The following is a 16,480-nucleotide window of genomic DNA, read 5'->3' on the forward strand; positions in this document are numbered from 1 at the left end:
GTCATGCTCGCAGCCGCGCTACGCGCCACGGCCGCAAGCACGCAGGCAAGGCGCTTCACCGCAGCAGCGATCGGTACCCTGGCCTGCCTCTCCGCGCAAGCCGACACCCTTCGCGTCGGCCCCAACGAGGCCTTCACCCGCATCGCCGATGCGGCCAAGGTCGCCAGGGACGGCGACACCGTCGAGATCCTGCCCGGCGAGTACCGCGGCGACGTCGCGGTCTGGAAGCAGAGGCGACTGCACATCCGCGGCACTGGCGAAGGTCCGGTACTCATCGCCGACGGGCATATTGCAGAAGGCAAGGCGATCTGGGTATTCCGCGACGGCGACTTCCTGATCGACAACATCGAATTCCGCGGGGCGCGCGCCGCCGACCAGAACGGCGCCGGCATCCGTTTCGAGCGCGGCCGGCTGGAGGTGCGCAACAGCACGTTCATCGACAATCAGAACGGCATCCTGACCGCGAATTCTGCTGACGCAGAGCTCATCGTCCGGGACAGCCTGTTCGCGCAGGCACCACGGCAGGATGCGAGCCTGCCACACCTGCTCTACGTCGGCCGCATCGCGCGCTTCGAACTCACCGGCAGCCGCTTCCACCAGGGCTACCGCGGCCACCTCGTCAAGTCGCGGGCGCACCTCAACGACATCCGCTACAACCTGCTCTACGACGGCGCACTGGGCGAGAGTGCCTACGAGCTCGACCTGCCCAACGGCGGGCTCGCCTACGTCATCGGCAACATCATCGGGCAGAGCGCCAACACGCGGAACCCCGTGCTGGTGTCGTACGGCGCGGAGGGCCAGGCCTGGCCTCAGAGCGCGCTCTACCTCGTGCACAACACCCTGGTCAGCGACCGCCATACCGGCACCCTGTTCCTGCGCGCATGGACCGACCGGCTGCCTGAGAATGCGGAGATCGTCGGCATCAACAACCTGAGCGTCGGGCTCGGCAGCCTGACCTTGGCCAACCGCGGCGCGTATCGCGGCAATCTGCCGCTCCCACCCGGCGCGCTGCACGGCCCGGACGCGCTCGACTTCCGTCCACGCAACGCACAGCTCCTTCGCAGCCTCATCACGCCCGCCAGCAATGCGCACGGGATTTCGCTCGAACCGGACGCCGAATTCGCCCTGCCCATCGGTACCCGCCCGCTCGATCGACCTCGCGCATGGGCTCCGGGTGCCGTGCAGACGGGTTTCTGAGGACCCGCGCACCAGCGCCGTGCCCTGCGCTTCGCGGTATACTGGCGTGTTTTCAACGCCCCCTTGTGCACGCCCGCCATGCAGGAAAAATACCAGCCCGCCGCCCTCGAGACGGCCGCCCAGCAGCACTGGGACTCCACCGACGCCTTCCGCGTCACGGAAGACACGAACAAGCCCAAGTACTACTGCCTGTCGATGTTCCCCTACCCCTCGGGCAAGCTGCACATGGGGCACGTGCGCAACTACACCATCGGTGACGTGCTCGCGCGCTTCCACCGCATGAAGGGCTTCAACGTGCTGCAGCCCATGGGCTGGGACGCCTTCGGCATGCCCGCCGAGAACGCCGCGATCCAGAACAACGTGCCGCCGGCGAAGTGGACCTACGCCAACATCGAGTACATGAAGGCGCAGCTGAAGCGCCTCGGCTTCGCCATCGACTGGTCGCGCGAACTGGCCACCTGCACGCCCGAGTACTACCGCTGGGAGCAGTGGCTGTTCACCCGCCTGTTCGAGAAAGGCCTGATCTACAAGCGCCTCGGCACCGTCAACTGGGACCCGGTCGACGAGACCGTGCTCGCCAACGAGCAGGTCATCGACGGCCGCGGCTGGCGCTCGGGCGCGCTCGTCGAGAAGCGCGAGATCCCCATGTACTACATGAAGATCACCGCCTACGCGGACGAACTGCTGTCCGCGCTCGACGACCTGCCGAACTGGCCCGAGCAGGTCAAGCTGATGCAGAAGAACTGGATCGGCCGCTCGGAAGGCGTCGAGATCAGCTTCCCGTTCGATGTTTCCAGCATTGGTCATGAAGGCGTGCTGAAGGTGTTCACCACCCGCGCCGACACCCTGATGGGCGCGACCTACGTCGCGGTGGCTGCAGAGCATCCGCTCGCCACCCAGGCCGCGGAGAGCAACCCGGCGCTGGCCGAGTTCATCGAGGAATGCAAGCGCGGCGGCGTCGCCGAGGCCGACATCGCCACGATGGAAAAGAAGGGCATGTCCACCGGCCTCAAGGTGCGCCACCCGCTCAGCGACGAGCCGCTCGAGGTGTGGGTCGCCAACTACGTGCTGATGGGCTACGGCGAGGGCGCGGTGATGGCGGTGCCCGCGCACGACGAGCGCGACTTCGCCTTCGCGACCAAATATGAGCTGCCGATCCGCATGGTGGTCGGCTCGGAGGCCTACGCCGACACCGTCGCCCCCTGGCAGGACGCCTACGCCGAATACGGCCGCCTGGTGAATTCCGGCAAGTACGACGGCCTCGACTTCCAGGGCGCCGTCGATGCGATCGCCGCCGACCTCGCCGCGAAAGGCCTGGGCGCCAAGCGCGTGCAGTACCGCCTGCGCGACTGGGGCATCTCGCGCCAGCGCTACTGGGGCTGCCCGATCCCGATGATCCACTGCGCCGACTGCGGCGACGTGCCGGTGCCGGACGAGCAGCTGCCGGTGGTGCTGCCCGAGAACGTGGAGATCACCGGTCGCGGCTCGCCGCTGGCCAAGATGGCGTCGTTCTACGAGTGCGCCTGCCCCAAGTGCGGCAAGCCGGCCAAGCGCGAGACCGACACCATGGACACCTTCGTCGAGTCGTCCTGGTATTTCCTGCGCTACGCCTGCGCCGACAGCAACACTGCGATGGTGGACGAGCGCGTCAACTACTGGGCGCCGGTCGACCAGTACATCGGCGGCATCGAGCACGCCATCCTGCACCTGCTGTACTCGCGCTTCTTCACCCGCGCGATGCGCGACTGCGGGCTGGTCGATGTCTCCGAGCCCTTCAGCGCGCTGCTCACCCAGGGCATGGTGGTGGCCGAGACCTACTACCGCGAGCTCGACGGCGGCAAGAAGCAGTGGATCAATCCGGCCGACGTGGTGGTCGAGCGTGACGAGAAGGGCCGCATCGTCGCCGCGAAGCTCGAAGCGGATGGCCTGCCGGTGGTCATCGGCGGCATCGAGAAGATGTCGAAGTCGAAGAACAACGGCGTCGACCCGCAGTCGCTGGTGGACCAGTACGGCGCCGACACCGCGCGCCTGTTCATGATGTTCGCCGCACCGCCCGACCAGCAGCTCGAGTGGTCCGACACCGGCGTCGAGGGCGCCTCGCGCTTCCTGCGCCGGGTGTGGAACTACGGCCACGGCTTCGCCACCTCCACCCGCGCTGCCCTGCCCGCCGAACGCAAGCTCGCCGCCGGCACCCTGCCCGCCGCCGCGGCCGACGTGCGCCGCGAGGTGCATACGCACCTCAAGCAGGCGAGCTACGACTTCGGCAAGCACCAGTTCAACACCGTGGTGTCGGCGGCGATGAAGATCCTCAACGCGCTCGAGAAGGCGCACAAGGATCTGGCCGGAAGCGAGCCCGCTGCACACGCTGAAGTGGCCGACGAAGGTTTCTCCATCCTGCTGCGCCTGCTCTCGCCAATCACCCCGCACATCTGCCACGCGCTTTGGCAGGACTGCGGCTTCGGCACCGACATCCTCGCTGCGCAGTGGCCGGAAGTCAGCGAAGACGCGCTCAAACAGGACGAGATCGAACTGATGGTCCAGGTCAACGGCAAGCTGCGCGGCAGCATCAAGGTCGCTGCCGACGCCCCGAAGGCCGACATCGAGGCGATCGCCCTCGCATCGGAAGCCGCGCAGAAGTTCATGGAAGGCAAGCCGGCAAAGAAGGTCGTCGTCGTGCCCGGCCGCCTGGTCAACATCGTCGCCTGAGGATCCCGCGCATGTCCATCCGCCCCAATCCCGACACCGGCCCCGCCAGCCTGCGCGCGCCCGGGGCCATTGGCGCCGAGGGCCAGCCGCAAGCTGCAATCGTGGAAGGCCCGGCAAGCACGGGGCGAAGACGCCTGTTCATGGCGGGCAGCGTCATCGCTGCCCTGCTGCTGTCGGGCTGCGGCTTCCAGCTGCGAGGGCCGCAGGCACTGTCGTTCGCCACCCTGCACATCAACGCCGCGGCACAATCCGAGCTGGGCGCAAGCCTGCGCCGGCTCGTCGCCACCTCCGGCACGACGCGCATCATGGAAGAGGCCGAACAGGCCGACGCGCGCCTGCAGATCCTCTCCAGCGACCGCGGCCGGGAGATCCTGAGCCTGACGGGCGCCGGCAAGGTGCGTGAGTACCAACTCACCCAGACCCTGCGCTTCCAACTCCTCGACAAGGCAGGCAAGGCCCTGATCCCGCCCACCAGCATCTCCGCGCGCCGTGAATACACCTTCGATGACAGCCAGGTGCTCGGCAAGGAGCAGGAAGAGGATCTGCTCTACCGTGACATGCAGAACGACCTGGTGCAGCAGATGATGCGCCGGCTCGCAGCCGTGATCCACGCCGGCTGAACGCGCCGGAGAGCCTGCCGCGCATGAACCTGCGCCCCGACCAGCTCACTGCCCAGCTCGAGCGCCCGCTCGCGCCACTGTGGCTGCTGCACGGCAACGAACCCTTGCTGGTGCTCGAAGCGGCGGATGCCATCCGTGCCGCCGCCCGCCGCCAGGGCTACGATGAGCGCGAAACCCTGGTGGTCGGACAGGGCTTCAAGTGGGACGCGCTCACCCTCGCTGCGGGCAACCTGTCGCTGTTCGGCGGCAACAAGCTGATCGACCTGCGCATCCCCACCGGCAAGCCCGGGCGCGATGGCGGCGACGCCCTGCAGCGCTATATCACCACCCTTCCGGCACAGACCCTGACCCTGATCACCCTGCCCGAGCTCGACTGGGCAACGCGCAAGACCGTGTGGTTCAAGGCGCTCAGCGACGCGGCGGTGAGCATCGAGCTGAACGCCCCCGAGCGCGAACGCCTGCCCGACTGGGTCGGCCGCCGGCTCGCCACGCAGAAACAGTCCGCGCCGCCCGAGGCGCTCGCGTTCATCGCCGACCATGTCGAGGGCAACCTGCTCGCCGCCCACCAGGAGATCCTCAAGCTCGGCCTGCTGCACGGCGAGGGCACATTGACGCTCGAGCAGGTGCAGGACGCAGTGCTAAACGTCGCCCGCTACGACATCGACAAGCTGCGCCAAGCAGTGCTGGAGGGCGACCCCGCGCGCTGCGCCCGCCTGCTCGACGGACTTGAGGGCGAGGGCGCTGCACCACCCCTGGTGCTGTGGGCGCTCGCAAACGAGACGCGCAACCTGGCCACCCTGTGCGCAGGGCGGGACGCCGGCCAGCCACTGGCCGCGCTGTTCAAGGCGGAGCGCATCTTCGAGCCACGCCGGCAGCAGGCGATGAGCAGGGCGCTAAGCCGGCTGGACCAGGGGGGGCTGCGCGCGGCGCTGATGCACGCCGCCCGCATCGACCGCATCATCAAGGGTCTGGCCGCCGGCGAGGTGTGGGACGAGTTCCTGCAGCTCACGCTGCGGCTGGCGCGCCGCCCGTAGCCCAGTCGCGGCAATCGGTGCTTTAATTGCCGCTTTGCCTCACACCCGATACCGCGATGGACATCCAGAATTACATGCAGACGCTCGGCCGCCAGGCTCGCGCGGCGTCACGCGTACTCGCCGCCACTTCGACCGCCAGAAAGAACACCGCGCTGCTGGCGATGGCCACGGAGATCCGCACCCACCGCGACGAACTGCTCGCGGCCAATGCCCGCGATCTGGACGAAGCGCGCGCCGCCGGCCTGGAGCCTGCCCTGATCGACCGCCTGACCCTGAACGAGAAAGGCATCGAGTCCATGGCCTCCGGGCTGGAACAAATCGCCACCCTACCCGACCCGGTGGGCGAGATGACCGACCTCAAACGGCGCCCCTCCGGCATCCAGCTCGGCAAGATGCGCGTGCCGCTGGGCGTGATCGGCATCATCTACGAGGCCCGGCCCAACGTCACTGCCGATGCTGCGGCGCTGTGCCTGAAGTCCGGCAATGCGGCGATCCTGCGCGGCGGCAAGGAGGCGATCCATTCAAATCGTGCGATCGCCGCCTGCGTGCGCGCCGGCCTTGTCGCGGCCGGTCTGCCCGAACACGCGGTGCAGGTGATCGAGACCACCGACCGCACGGCCGTGGGCGCAATGATCACCATGCCCGAATACATCGACGTGATCGTGCCGCGCGGCGGCAAGGGTTTGATCGAGCGCATCTCGAGGGACGCACGCGTGCCTGTAATCAAGCACCTCGATGGCAACTGCCATGTGTACATCGATGACGAGGCCGACCCCGCCAAGGTCGTGCCCATCGTAGAGAACGCCAAGACGCAGCGCTACGGGACCTGCAATACCGCCGAATCGCTGCTCGTCGCACGCGATGTGGCCGACATCTACCTCGCGGAGATCGGCCGCATGCTCGCCGCCAAGGGCGTCGAGATGCGCTGCTGCGCGGAATCGCTCGCGCTGCTCGCCGAGGCAGGCATCGACGCCGCAAAGCTGGTTGCCGCCACCGAGACCGACTGGCGCGAGGAGTACCTCGCTCCCATCATCGCGGTGAAGCTGGTCGACGGGCTGGACCAGGCGATCGAGCACATCAACGCCTACAGTTCGGGGCACACCGAGGCCATCGTCACCGAGAACTACACGCACGCCATGCGCTTCCTGCGCGAGGTCGACTCCTCCTCGGTGATGGTCAATGCATCGACCCGCTTCGCCGATGGCTTCGAGTACGGCCTGGGCGCAGAGATCGGTATTTCCACCGACAAGATTCACGCCCGCGGCCCAGTGGGCCTAGAGGGCCTGACCAGCCAGAAATGGGTGGTGTTCGGCAATGGAGAAACGCGCCGCTGAGCCCGGCACCCGGCATACTGGGGCACGAACGCAGGCACCACCCCGCGCGCGCGGGGCAACTGGCCGCCTCCACGCCCCCAGCCCTCCCGAGTGCACCTTGGTGCAAAGATACGGACCCGGACATGACGAATACGGAGGACTGCGTGCACGCCATCGACACCACAGGAGGCCTCGATGCGGTCATTGCGCTGCCGTTCGGCCCCTTCGGCATCCGCAGCGAGGGCGAGTTCATCCGAGAGCTCGTCTTCCTGCCGCCGGGCACGCCGCTGCTCGACCCTCAGAACGCCACTGCGGGCGCGGCTGCGCATGCCCTGCGGGGCTGGATCGACGACCCCGACGCCCCCTTCCCCGTTCCACTCGCCCCCTGCGGTACGGCATTCCGCCAGCGGGTGTGGGCCGCGATCCGCGCCATCCCGCGTGGCCAGACCACCACCTACGGTGAACTCGCCACAAGCCTGGGCAGCGCACCACGCGCCGTCGGCCAGGCCTGCGGCGCAAACCCGTTCCCGCTGATCGTGCCGTGCCACCGCGTGACGTCTGCCGCCGGCCTGGGGGGCTTCGCCAACGCGCGCAGCGGCTGGCTGCTCGACGTCAAGCGCTGGCTGCTGGCTTTCGAAGGCGCACTGTGAGCGCTCGCAAGCCCGCCGTCGAAGCCGGGCTGCAGGCACACCATCGCAGCGCGCTAGACCGTTTCACCGACGACCTCTGGCTGGAACACGGCCTGGCGCGCAACACGCTGGCTGGCTATCGCAGCGATCTCGCACACTTCGCCGCCTGGCTCGAACAACGCGACGGACGGCTGCCGGCGGCCTCCGCGGCGGACCTGAGCGCCTATCTCGCGGATTTCAGCCGTAACGCCCGCCCCGCAAGCCAGCGCCGCCTGCTCGCGGCATGGCGGCGCTATTACCGAATGCTGCTCGCCAACCGCGAGATTGCCGAAGACCCGACGCTTCTGCTCGATTCGCCGATGCCGGCCGAGCGCTTTCCGAAGACGCTGAGCGAAGCCCAGGTCGAAGCGCTGCTCGATACGCCCGACACCGACTCGCCCCAAGGCCTGCGTGACCGCTGCATGCTCGAGGTGCTGTATGCCGCCGGCCTGCGTGTCTCCGAACTGGTCGGCTTGAAAGTATTTGCGATGGGTCTCGCTGAAGGCGTGCTGCGCATCATGGGCAAGGGCAGCAAGGAAAGGCTGGTTCCGATCGGTGAGATTGCCGCTGACTGGCTGCGCCGCTACCTGCTCGAAGCCCGCCCGGCGCTGTTGGGCGGACGCAATTGCGATGAAGTGTTCGTGACCCGATTCGGCACGGGCATGACACGGCAAATGTTCTGGCGCATCATCAAGCAGCATGCAGCTCACGCGGGAATTTCCAGCGACCGCATATCACCGCACACCCTGCGCCACGCCTTTGCAACCCATCTGCTCAATCACGGTGCGGATCTGCGCGTGGTCCAGCTATTGCTGGGACACGCGGACATTTCGACGACCCAGGTCTATACGCATGTTGCACGTGAACGGCTCAAACAACTGCACGCAAAGCACCATCCACGCGCCTGAGTCCCAGATTGCGGAGCGAATACTGCGACGCGCATGCATTCAAACCGGACGCGCACGATTGGCTGCGGTCCTTTTGACGACAACCACTCCCGGCTCCTCGGATAAATCATGAGCAAGAACGAAAAGCACGCCCCCGAAACGCCCGCCACCCGTTTCCTGCGCCAGCATGGCATCGCATTCTCGGCCCATCTTTATGAATACGAGGAGCACGGCGGAACCGAGGTTTCGTCGCGGGAGCTCAATGTTTCCGAGCACTCTGTCATCAAGACCCTGATCATGGAGGACGAAAATAACCAACCGATGGTGGTGCTGATGCACGGCGACCGCAAGGTTTCCACAAAGGAACTGGCGCGCCAGATTTCCTGCAAGCATGTCGAGCCCTGCAAGCCCGAAACCGCTAACCGGCATAGCGGTTATCTGATCGGCGGCACATCACCCTTCGGCACCCGGCGCAAGATGCCGGTATATATGGAACGCAGCATCCTCGATCTCCCGCTGATCTACATCAACGGCGGCCGACGTGGATTTCTGGTCGGCATTCATCCGCACGATCTGATGCGCGCGCTTACCCCTGTGCTGGTGTCGGCAGCAAATTGAACGGCGGAGCGGGAACCGATCATCCTTCCCGATCAGAGCGGTTGCGGAGAAGGGTGTAAAGAAGATCGCGCACGAAATGAAAACACTTTATCTCTCCGTTTGAAAGGTGGCACAATTGACGCGGAAAGCAGGTGTCAATTACCTGAATCAAGAACGCCCTGGAGCCTGAATAAAATGGATCTTTCCAGCTATACACTTCCCGAATTGCGCCGCCTTCAGGGCAAGATCGAAGCAGAAATCCGCCGCCGCAGTGACGTGACGCGACGCAATCTTCTCAAGCGCATGCAGAAGATGGCGGCCGACGAAGGCCTGTCGCTCGGCGACCTGCTCGAAGGCGCGACCCCCGCGGCAAGTGACGACAAGCCGACCCGTCGTGGCCGCCGGCCCGGCCCGAAGAAAGTGAAGGCTGCGCCCGTCATCAAGTACCGTAACCCCGCCAACCCGGACCAAGGCTGGAGCGGCCGCGGCCGCAAGCCCCAATGGGCATTGGATTGGCTGGCGCAAGGCAAGTCGCTGGACGAACTCGCAGTCTGATCGGGGAATCGCGCCGATTCCCCCCGGGGGCGCGATTCAGCGCAGACCTTTCTGCGCTGACACTTATCTGCCCGGCGGAACACATCACCACGCCCTTGCAGCCAGCCCGTGCTGCAAGGGCGGCTTCTTTTCATGCCGCAGGCGGAACAACCACGCCCGCGCGGCTGCGCTGGATATGCACACCAACACGCCGCACATCCTTCATTACGCCGATCTTGGCGACCTTCAGCTTCACCCACGGCGCACCGAACTCTTCGAAAAGCAGATTGACGACAAATTCACCCAGACTTTCGATCAGGTTGAAATGCCGTTCCGATAGTTCCTTTCGGATACGTTCGGTCACCACCGCGTAGTCGATCGTGTCGGCAATGTCGTCATGCTCGGCGGCAGCGTCTGGCACGCCGAAGGTCAGATTGAGTTCGACGGTTTGCGGTCCGGTCTTCTCGCGCGCGTAGATGCCGACCCAGGCCTTGACCCGCAATTCTTCGATAAAGATGAAATCCATGCTGCTTCCCGTTTAGAATCCCTGCGATTCTAACGTGCCCAAGCCAGCCTGCCGCGTGATTGCCACGCACAGCACGGGGCTTGCCCAATGCTTCGACACGCCGCCCCTTCATGCAGTCCGTAACGGATCTACCCGCGCAAAGCGGGTCGCGGAGCCAAGATGTCCCTTCTGCTGTTGCTCGCCGCCGCCTACCTGCTAGGCTCCATCCCCTTCGCAATCGTGACCAGCAAGCTCTTCGGCCTGCAGGACCCACGCAAATACGGCTCAGGCAACCCGGGCGCCACCAATGTGCTGCGCAGCGGAAACAAGTTCGCAGCCGCACTGACGCTGATCGGCGACAGCGCAAAGGGCTGGCTCGCCGTCTGGGCGGCCACACAGCTTGGCTTTGATCTGGGACAGGCGGCGCTCGCCGGCCTGGCGGCCTTCCTTGGCCATGCATTCTCGATGTTCCTGCGCTTTAACGGCGGCAAGGGTGTCGCCACAGCGCTCGGCGTGCTGGCCGGCGTGGATGCACGGGTCGCCATCTTCAGCGCCGTGATCTGGCTGATGATTGCCTACACCACCCGCTACTCGTCGGCTGCAGCGCTGTCCGCGGCAATCGCGGCGCCCTTTGCGGCCCTGCAGTTCCTCGGCCCGCAGTTCGCCACGGGCGTGCTCGCCGTGATGGCGGCTGCGCTCGTATGGCGCCACAAGGAAAACATCGCTCGCCTGCGCGCGGGTACGGAAGGCAAGATCGGCGGCAGGAAGAAGGACAACCCGCCCGAATCCTGAACCCGGATCGGCAAGGCGCGTCAGATCCGAACCGGCGGCTGAAGTTCAGTCATCGGCCAGCGCGGCTTGACACGCACGGCGGGGGCCTCCGGCGCACCGTCTCCCGCAGCCAGGCGCATGGCGCCCGCAAAGGCGATCATCGCGCCATTGTCGGTGCACAGCGCGGGCTCCGGGTAATGCACCCGCCCCCCCCTGGCCGCGAGCGCGGCATCCAACGTTGTCCGCAGGCACCTGTTCGCGCCCACGCCGCCAGCGACCACCAGAGTTTTCAGGCCCACCTTCTTCAGCGCAGCCAGCGCCTTGGCGCACAAGACCTCAACCACCGCCTGCTGGAACTCCGCTGCAAGGTCAGCCATATCGCCGGGGTTCCAGCCCGGCGCGGAAACGACGTTCAGCACTGCCGTCTTCAAGCCGCTGAAGCTGAAATCGAGGTCGCCGGAGTGCAGCATGGGACGCGGCAAACGAAACCGCCCCGCCACCCCCTGCTCGGCCAACTGCGCCAGTTGCGGACCTCCCGGATAGCCCAATCCCAGCAGCTTGGCTGTTTTGTCGAAGGCCTCACCCGCTGCATCATCCACCGACTCACCCAGGAGCGCATAGTCACCGATGCCCCGCACCCGCATCAGCTGGGTATGTCCACCGGACACAAGCAGCGCAACGAACGGAAACTGTGGTGGGTCGGCCGACAGCAGCGGCGAAAGCAGATGCCCTTCGAGGTGGTGCACCGGCAGCGCCGGAATGCCCCGCGCCATGGCGAAGGATTCGGCCACGCTCGCCCCCACCAGCAGCGCCCCGGCCAGTCCCGGCCCTGCTGTGTAGGCTACGGCATCGAGATCACTCGCCTGCAACCCGGCTTCCGCCAAGGTCTGCTTCAGCAGCAGCGGAAGCCGGCGGATGTGGTCGCGCGAAGCAAGCTCCGGCACTACGCCACCGTAGGCCGCGTGAAGATCGATCTGGGAATGCAGGCTATGCGCCAGCAGACCCGCGCCAGTATCGTAGATCGCCACCCCAGTTTCGTCGCAGGAGGTTTCGATGCCGAGAACTTTCATGAGAACGGAAGCCCTTTTTTGGATGTCGCATTCTAACCTCCGGCGGGCGGGTCGCGCGCGCCACACCTCTTGCCTTCATCGGAGCCCTAGTTTATATTCGCGGTCTTTCTGCCCACCAGACACCCAAGGAAGTCCGCAATGCCCGGTATCCGCGTCAAGGAAAACGAGCCGTTTGAAGTTGCGATCCGCCGCTTCAAGCGCACCATCGAGAAGACCGGTGTGCTGACCGAACTGCGCTCGCGCGAGTTCTACGAAAAGCCCACCGCCGAGCGCAAGCGCAAGCTGGCAGCCGCAGTCAAGCGCAACCACAAGCGCCTGCGCAGCCAGATGCTGCCGCCGAAGCTGTACTGAGCCCTGCTGCGCCCCGCTTCAGGGGACGCCCGCACGCCGGCCGAAGGTTCGTTGACCTTCGCCCGGCGTGATGCTTTTTGATCTGCGCGCACCGCCGCCGCCATCCATGACGGATCTGGCAGGCGCGCGCAGTCGTCCTTGCGCGCGATGATCCCACAGTCCTTCGTTCAGGAACTGCTGACCCGCGTCGATATCGTCGACGTCATCGAGCGCTACCTGCCTTTGAAGAAGAGCGGCGCGAACTACTTCGCCTGCTGCCCCTTCCACGGCGAGAAGTCCGCATCCTTCTCGGTCAGCCCCTCGAAGCAGTTCTACCACTGCTTCGGTTGCGGCGTTCACGGCAGCGCCATCGGCTTCCTGATGGAATACAGCGGACTGGGCTTCGTCGATGCCGTGAAGGAACTCGCGGGGCAGGTCGGCCTGCAGGTGCCGGACGACGGCCGCAGCGCCAGCACGGTACACAACGACATCAGCGAGCCGCTCTACGAGGCGCTCGGGATCGCCGCGCGCTTCTACCAGGACCAGCTGAAGACCACGCCGCATGCAGTCGAGTACCTCAAGCGCCGAGGGCTGTCGGGAAAGATTGCAGCGCGCTTCGGTCTCGGCTTTGCACCAGACGATTGGCAAAGCCTGAAAGAGACCGTTTCCGACTATCAAGCCAAGACGCTGGCCGACGCAGGTCTGGTGATCGACAACGACCAGGGGCGGCGCTACGACCGCTTCCGCGGCCGCATCATGTTCCCGATCCACGACCGCCGCGGGCGCATCATCGCCTTCGGTGGCCGCGTGCTGGACAAGGGAGAGCCCAAGTACCTCAACTCGCCCGAAACGCCGCTGTTCGAGAAGGGGCGCGAGTTGTACGGACTCTTCCTCGCGCAGAAGGCGATCCGCGATGCGGGGTTTGCGGTCGTGGTCGAGGGCTACATGGACGTGGTCGCCCTCGCGCAATATGGGCTCGAGAACGCGGTCGCCACACTGGGCACCGCCACCACGCCACAGCACGTGCACACCCTGCTGCGCCAGACCGATCGCATCGTCTTCTGCTTCGACGGCGACGCTGCCGGTCGCCGTGCAGCCTGGCGTGCCCTCGAGAATGCACTGGAGTCCCTGCGCGACGACGCCACGCTGGCCTTTCTGTTCCTGCCTGCCGAGCACGACCCGGACTCCTTTGTGCGCGCCGAAGGCGTCGAAGCATTCCGCACCGCCGCCAGCGCCGCCACACCCTTGGCCGGATTCTTGATCCAGGAACTCCGCAGTCGCCATCACCTCGAGAGCGCCGAGGGTCGCGCCGCGTTCGTACACGAAGCCGCGCCGCTCGTCACCCGAATCGCCGCCCCCCTGCTTCGATTACAGGTCATCAAGGCCGTCGCGGAAAGCGCGGGCATGACCCAGGCGGAGGTCGAATACGCGTTCGAACAGATCGCCAGCAGCGCAAAACGCAGGCGCGGTTCGGACCCACAGCCGGCAGCACACTCGCCCTCACCGGCGAGCAATCACGGTGCGCGCACGGATGACGCCACCTCCACCCCTACAAGTACGTCACGCATCCGCCCCAGGGGCACTCCGACCCCACGCCCGCGGCCCGGAGGGCGCCGCAAGCCGCCCTCGACCGCGGGCACCCTGCTGCGCCTCGTCATGCAGCATCCGACCTGGGCAGCGCGACTGCCCGTGGCCCTGGTTCCGGATGACAGCCCTGAAGGCCAGGCGCTGATCGCCATCATCGACCTGCTCAGTCTGGGCGAGGCGATTCCGGCCAACGGCTTGGGCGCACTCATCGAGCGCTTCCGCGACACTCCGCACGGCGACACGCTCTCACGCGTGGCGGCCGAGCTGGTCGAAGCGGAGTTCGACGAAAGCGTGGTGGAGGCCCTTTTCGACGACGCACTGCGCAAACTGCAGATGGACGCAATCGGCAAGGAAATCGACCTTCTTCTCAAGCAGGACCGCGAGGAAGGCCTCGACGCGCCCCGTCGCCATCGCCTGAACGGCCTGCTCATGGAGAAGCGGAACTTGGCCAGCAGCGGCAAAGTCTCAGATTTATAGTACAATTTTCGGTTTCCCTATTTCTTACACCCTCACCTGAGGAGTGCTATGGCACGCGAAAAAGCCAAGGATCCGCGCAAGGACGCGCCCTCCGCCAAGGGGCGCCCCTCCAAGGCGAAGGCCAAGGACAAGGCAGCCCCCGTCGTTGAAAGCCCCGCCGCCACCCCGCTCGACGCGGAGGTGCGTCGTACGCGCCTGAAGACCCTGATCACGCTCGGCAAGGAACGCGGCTATCTCACCTACGCCGAAATCAGCGACCACCTTCCGGACGACGTCGCCGATGCGGAACAGATCGAGGGCATCATCGCGACCTTCAACAACATGGGCATCCAGGTCTATGACGCGGCGCCTGCCGCCGAAGACCTGCTCATGTCGGACAGCGTCGCCACCAATGTCGACGAGGATGTCGCCGAAGAGGAAGCCGAACAGGCGCTGTCCTCCGTCGACTCCGAATTCGGGCGCACGACCGATCCGGTCCGCATGTACATGCGCGAGATGGGGACGGTCGAGTTGCTGACCCGCGAGGGCGAGATCGAGATCGCCAAGCGCATCGAGGATGGTCTCAAGCACATGGTGCAGGCAATCTCCGCCTGCCCGACCACGATCGCCGAGATGCTCGAGATCGTCGACCGCATCGCTGTCGACGAGGCCAAGATCGACGAGCTGATCGATGGTCTGATCGACCCGAACGCAGGCAGCGAGGAAGGCGCCGAGGACGACGGTGAAGACGAAAGCGCCGCCGCGTCCGCCGAAGACGATGAAACCGACGCGGATGACAGCGACGATTCGGACGAGGACGAGGACAGCGCCGACAGCGCAGAGCGCGCGAATGCCGCCTCGCTGCTGCAGCTCAAGAACGATGCTCTCGCCCGCTTCGGTGTCATCCGCGAGCTGTACACGAAGAAGATGGCCACGCTCGAGAAAAAGGGCTCGCAGGACAAGTCCTATCTCGCGCTGCAGCAGCAGATCTCCGACGAGTTGCTGAACATCCGCTTCACAGCAAAGGCCATCGAGAAGCTGTGCGACTCGGTCCGCCACATGGTCGAACAGGTGCGCGCACACGAGCGTCAGATCCTGCAACTGTGCGTCGACCGCGCCGGTATGCCGCGGACGCACTTCATCAAGGTCTTCCCTGGCCAGGAGGTCAAGCTGGACTGGCTCAAGGACGAGATTGCCTCCGGCAAGAACTACGCCGAAGGCCTGATGCGCATTCACCCGGCCGTACTCGAAGAGCAGCAAAAGCTCATCGACCTCCAGGACAGGCTCGGCATCCCGCTGAAGGAGTTGAAGGACATCAACCGCCAGATGTCCACCGGCGAAGCCAAGATGCGCCGCGCCAAGCGCGAGATGACGGAGGCCAACCTGCGCCTGGTGATCTCGATCGCCAAAAAGTACACCAACCGCGGCCTGCAGTTCCTCGACCTCATCCAGGAAGGCAACATCGGCCTGATGAAGGCGGTGGACAAGTTCGAATACCGCCGCGGTTACAAGTTCTCGACCTACGCCACGTGGTGGATCCGCCAGGCCATCACGCGATCGATCGCCGACCAGGCCCGCACCATCCGCATCCCGGTGCACATGATCGAGACGATCAACAAGATGAACCGCATCAGCCGCCAGATCCTGCAGGAAACCGGCCAGGAGCCCGATCCCGCGACGCTGGCCGAGAAGATGGAGATGCCCGAGGAGAAGATCCGCAAGATCATGAAGATCTCCAAGGAGCCGATCTCCATGGAGACGCCGATCGGCGACGACGACGACTCCCACCTGGGCGACTTCATCGAGGACACCGCGACCCTGGCCCCGGCCGAGGCCGCGATGTACTCCGGCCTGCGCGACGCTACCTGCGAAGTGCTCGACTCCTTGACTCAGCGCGAGGCCAAGGTGTTGCGCATGCGTTTTGGCATCGAGATGAACACGGACCACACACTGGAAGAGGTCGGCAAACAGTTCGACGTCACCCGCGAGCGTATCCGCCAGATCGAAGCCAAGGCCCTGCGCAAGCTGCGTCACCCGAGCCGCTCGGAAAAACTGCGCAGTTTCCTGGATAGCGACCAGTAAGGCAGCACCGGGCCTCTAGCTCATGCCTGGTTAGAGCAGCGGACTCATAATCCGTTGGTGCTGGGTTCGACTCCCAGGGGGCCCACCAGTTACATCAAGCACTTACGCCAGTCCTTCGGGGCT

At 65.6% G+C, this 16,480-nt stretch carries 15 protein-coding genes and 1 tRNA gene; 14 read left to right on the forward strand and 2 right to left on the reverse strand.

Features of this window, described 5'->3' with window-relative positions; genetic code table 11:
• Window positions 1-3: 3 nt before the first annotated feature.
• From ACPT9U_RS02115 to ACPT9U_RS02155, 9 genes are all read left to right on the forward strand, one after another.
• Window positions 4-1,197, forward strand: a complete 1,194-nt coding sequence (locus ACPT9U_RS02115; RefSeq protein WP_435749718.1) for a hypothetical protein — start codon at window positions 4-6, stop codon at window positions 1,195-1,197.
• 78 nt (window positions 1,198-1,275) lie between these two features.
• Entirely contained in the window at window positions 1,276-3,903 is a 2,628-nt protein-coding gene (gene leuS / locus ACPT9U_RS02120) for a leucine--tRNA ligase (RefSeq protein ID WP_435749719.1), read from the forward strand.
• An 11-nt stretch (window positions 3,904-3,914) separates the two neighbouring features.
• Window positions 3,915-4,523, forward strand: coding sequence for an LPS assembly lipoprotein LptE (gene lptE / locus ACPT9U_RS02125; RefSeq protein ID WP_435749720.1), 609 nt, complete (start codon window positions 3,915-3,917; stop codon window positions 4,521-4,523).
• 23 nt (window positions 4,524-4,546) lie between these two features.
• Entirely contained in the window at window positions 4,547-5,557 is a 1,011-nt protein-coding gene (gene holA / locus ACPT9U_RS02130; RefSeq protein WP_435749721.1) for a DNA polymerase III subunit delta, read from the forward strand.
• Window positions 5,558-5,613: 56 nt separating this feature from the next.
• Window positions 5,614-6,891: a glutamate-5-semialdehyde dehydrogenase gene (locus ACPT9U_RS02135; protein ID WP_435749722.1), complete on the forward strand. Its 1,278-nt coding sequence runs from the start codon at window positions 5,614-5,616 to the stop codon at window positions 6,889-6,891.
• Window positions 6,892-7,013: 122 nt separating this feature from the next.
• Window positions 7,014-7,520, forward strand: a complete 507-nt coding sequence (locus ACPT9U_RS02140) for a methylated-DNA--[protein]-cysteine S-methyltransferase (RefSeq protein WP_435749723.1) — start codon at window positions 7,014-7,016, stop codon at window positions 7,518-7,520.
• Entirely contained in the window at window positions 7,517-8,446 is a 930-nt protein-coding gene (gene xerD, locus ACPT9U_RS02145) for a site-specific tyrosine recombinase XerD (protein WP_435749724.1), read from the forward strand. Before ACPT9U_RS02140 ends, xerD begins: the two co-directional genes overlap by 4 nt.
• Before the next feature lie 108 nt (window positions 8,447-8,554).
• Complete coding sequence (ybaK, locus tag ACPT9U_RS02150; RefSeq protein ID WP_418364853.1) at window positions 8,555-9,043, forward strand: Cys-tRNA(Pro) deacylase; 489 nt, start codon at window positions 8,555-8,557, stop codon at window positions 9,041-9,043.
• 174 nt (window positions 9,044-9,217) lie between these two features.
• The gene (locus ACPT9U_RS02155; protein ID WP_435749725.1) at window positions 9,218-9,577 is read left to right on the forward strand and encodes an H-NS histone family protein; all 360 of its coding nucleotides are present in this window, start codon (window positions 9,218-9,220) and stop codon (window positions 9,575-9,577) included.
• Window positions 9,578-9,707: 130 nt separating this feature from the next.
• Here the strand turns inward: ACPT9U_RS02155 and ACPT9U_RS02160 are convergent, their stop codons facing one another.
• Entirely contained in the window at window positions 9,708-10,082 is a 375-nt protein-coding gene (locus tag ACPT9U_RS02160) for a dihydroneopterin aldolase (protein WP_418364851.1), read from the reverse strand.
• A gap of 159 nt (window positions 10,083-10,241) precedes the next feature.
• On the opposite strand from ACPT9U_RS02160, the gene plsY reads away from it, so the two are divergent.
• Window positions 10,242-10,853, forward strand: coding sequence for a glycerol-3-phosphate 1-O-acyltransferase PlsY (gene plsY, locus ACPT9U_RS02165; RefSeq protein WP_435749727.1), 612 nt, complete (start codon window positions 10,242-10,244; stop codon window positions 10,851-10,853).
• Window positions 10,854-10,873: 20 nt separating this feature from the next.
• Here the strand turns inward: plsY and tsaD are convergent, their stop codons facing one another.
• On the reverse strand, window positions 10,874-11,902 hold the full coding sequence (gene tsaD, locus ACPT9U_RS02170; RefSeq protein ID WP_435749729.1) for a tRNA (adenosine(37)-N6)-threonylcarbamoyltransferase complex transferase subunit TsaD: 1,029 nt from the start codon (window positions 11,900-11,902) through the stop codon (window positions 10,874-10,876).
• 138 nt (window positions 11,903-12,040) lie between these two features.
• Between tsaD and rpsU the strand changes: the two genes are divergently transcribed.
• The 4 genes from rpsU (at window position 12,041) to ACPT9U_RS02190 (ending at window position 16,445) form a co-directional block, all read left to right on the forward strand.
• On the forward strand, window positions 12,041-12,253 hold the full coding sequence (gene rpsU / locus ACPT9U_RS02175) for a 30S ribosomal protein S21 (RefSeq protein ID WP_004260978.1): 213 nt from the start codon (window positions 12,041-12,043) through the stop codon (window positions 12,251-12,253).
• A 147-nt stretch (window positions 12,254-12,400) separates the two neighbouring features.
• Window positions 12,401-14,296 (forward strand): DNA primase, encoded by a 1,896-nt coding sequence (dnaG, locus tag ACPT9U_RS02180; protein WP_435749781.1) that lies wholly within the window; start codon window positions 12,401-12,403, stop codon window positions 14,294-14,296.
• Between the two features lie 48 nt (window positions 14,297-14,344).
• Window positions 14,345-16,357 (forward strand): RNA polymerase sigma factor RpoD, encoded by a 2,013-nt coding sequence (gene rpoD, locus ACPT9U_RS02185; protein ID WP_435749730.1) that lies wholly within the window; start codon window positions 14,345-14,347, stop codon window positions 16,355-16,357.
• 9 nt (window positions 16,358-16,366) lie between these two features.
• Window positions 16,367-16,445, forward strand: a tRNA-Ile gene (locus ACPT9U_RS02190).
• Window positions 16,446-16,480: the final 35 nt, after the last annotated feature.

The organism is Thauera sp. AutoDN2 (assembly GCF_051280715.1).
GTDB lineage: Bacteria > Pseudomonadota > Gammaproteobacteria > Burkholderiales > Rhodocyclaceae > Thauera.

Excerpts from the sequence above, each read along its gene's own strand:
- ACPT9U_RS02115 (WP_435749718.1), top strand. The coding sequence starts at position 4 with ATGCTCGCAGCCGCGCTACGCGCCACGGCCGCAAGCACGCAGGCAAGG.
- leuS (WP_435749719.1), top strand. The coding sequence starts at position 1,276 with ATGCAGGAAAAATACCAGCCCGCCGCCCTCGAGACGGCCGCCCAGCAG.
- lptE (WP_435749720.1), top strand. The coding sequence starts at position 3,915 with ATGTCCATCCGCCCCAATCCCGACACCGGCCCCGCCAGCCTGCGCGCG.
- holA (WP_435749721.1), top strand. The coding sequence starts at position 4,547 with ATGAACCTGCGCCCCGACCAGCTCACTGCCCAGCTCGAGCGCCCGCTC.
- ACPT9U_RS02135 (WP_435749722.1), top strand. The coding sequence starts at position 5,614 with ATGGACATCCAGAATTACATGCAGACGCTCGGCCGCCAGGCTCGCGCG.
- ACPT9U_RS02140 (WP_435749723.1), top strand. The coding sequence starts at position 7,014 with ATGACGAATACGGAGGACTGCGTGCACGCCATCGACACCACAGGAGGC.
- ybaK (WP_418364853.1), top strand. The coding sequence starts at position 8,555 with ATGAGCAAGAACGAAAAGCACGCCCCCGAAACGCCCGCCACCCGTTTC.
- ACPT9U_RS02155 (WP_435749725.1), top strand. The coding sequence starts at position 9,218 with ATGGATCTTTCCAGCTATACACTTCCCGAATTGCGCCGCCTTCAGGGC.
- ACPT9U_RS02160 (WP_418364851.1), bottom strand. The coding sequence starts at position 10,082 with ATGGATTTCATCTTTATCGAAGAATTGCGGGTCAAGGCCTGGGTCGGC.
- plsY (WP_435749727.1), top strand. The coding sequence starts at position 10,242 with ATGTCCCTTCTGCTGTTGCTCGCCGCCGCCTACCTGCTAGGCTCCATC.
- tsaD (WP_435749729.1), bottom strand. The coding sequence starts at position 11,902 with ATGAAAGTTCTCGGCATCGAAACCTCCTGCGACGAAACTGGGGTGGCG.
- rpsU (WP_004260978.1), top strand. The coding sequence starts at position 12,041 with ATGCCCGGTATCCGCGTCAAGGAAAACGAGCCGTTTGAAGTTGCGATC.
- dnaG (WP_435749781.1), top strand. The coding sequence starts at position 12,401 with ATGATCCCACAGTCCTTCGTTCAGGAACTGCTGACCCGCGTCGATATC.
- rpoD (WP_435749730.1), top strand. The coding sequence starts at position 14,345 with ATGGCACGCGAAAAAGCCAAGGATCCGCGCAAGGACGCGCCCTCCGCC.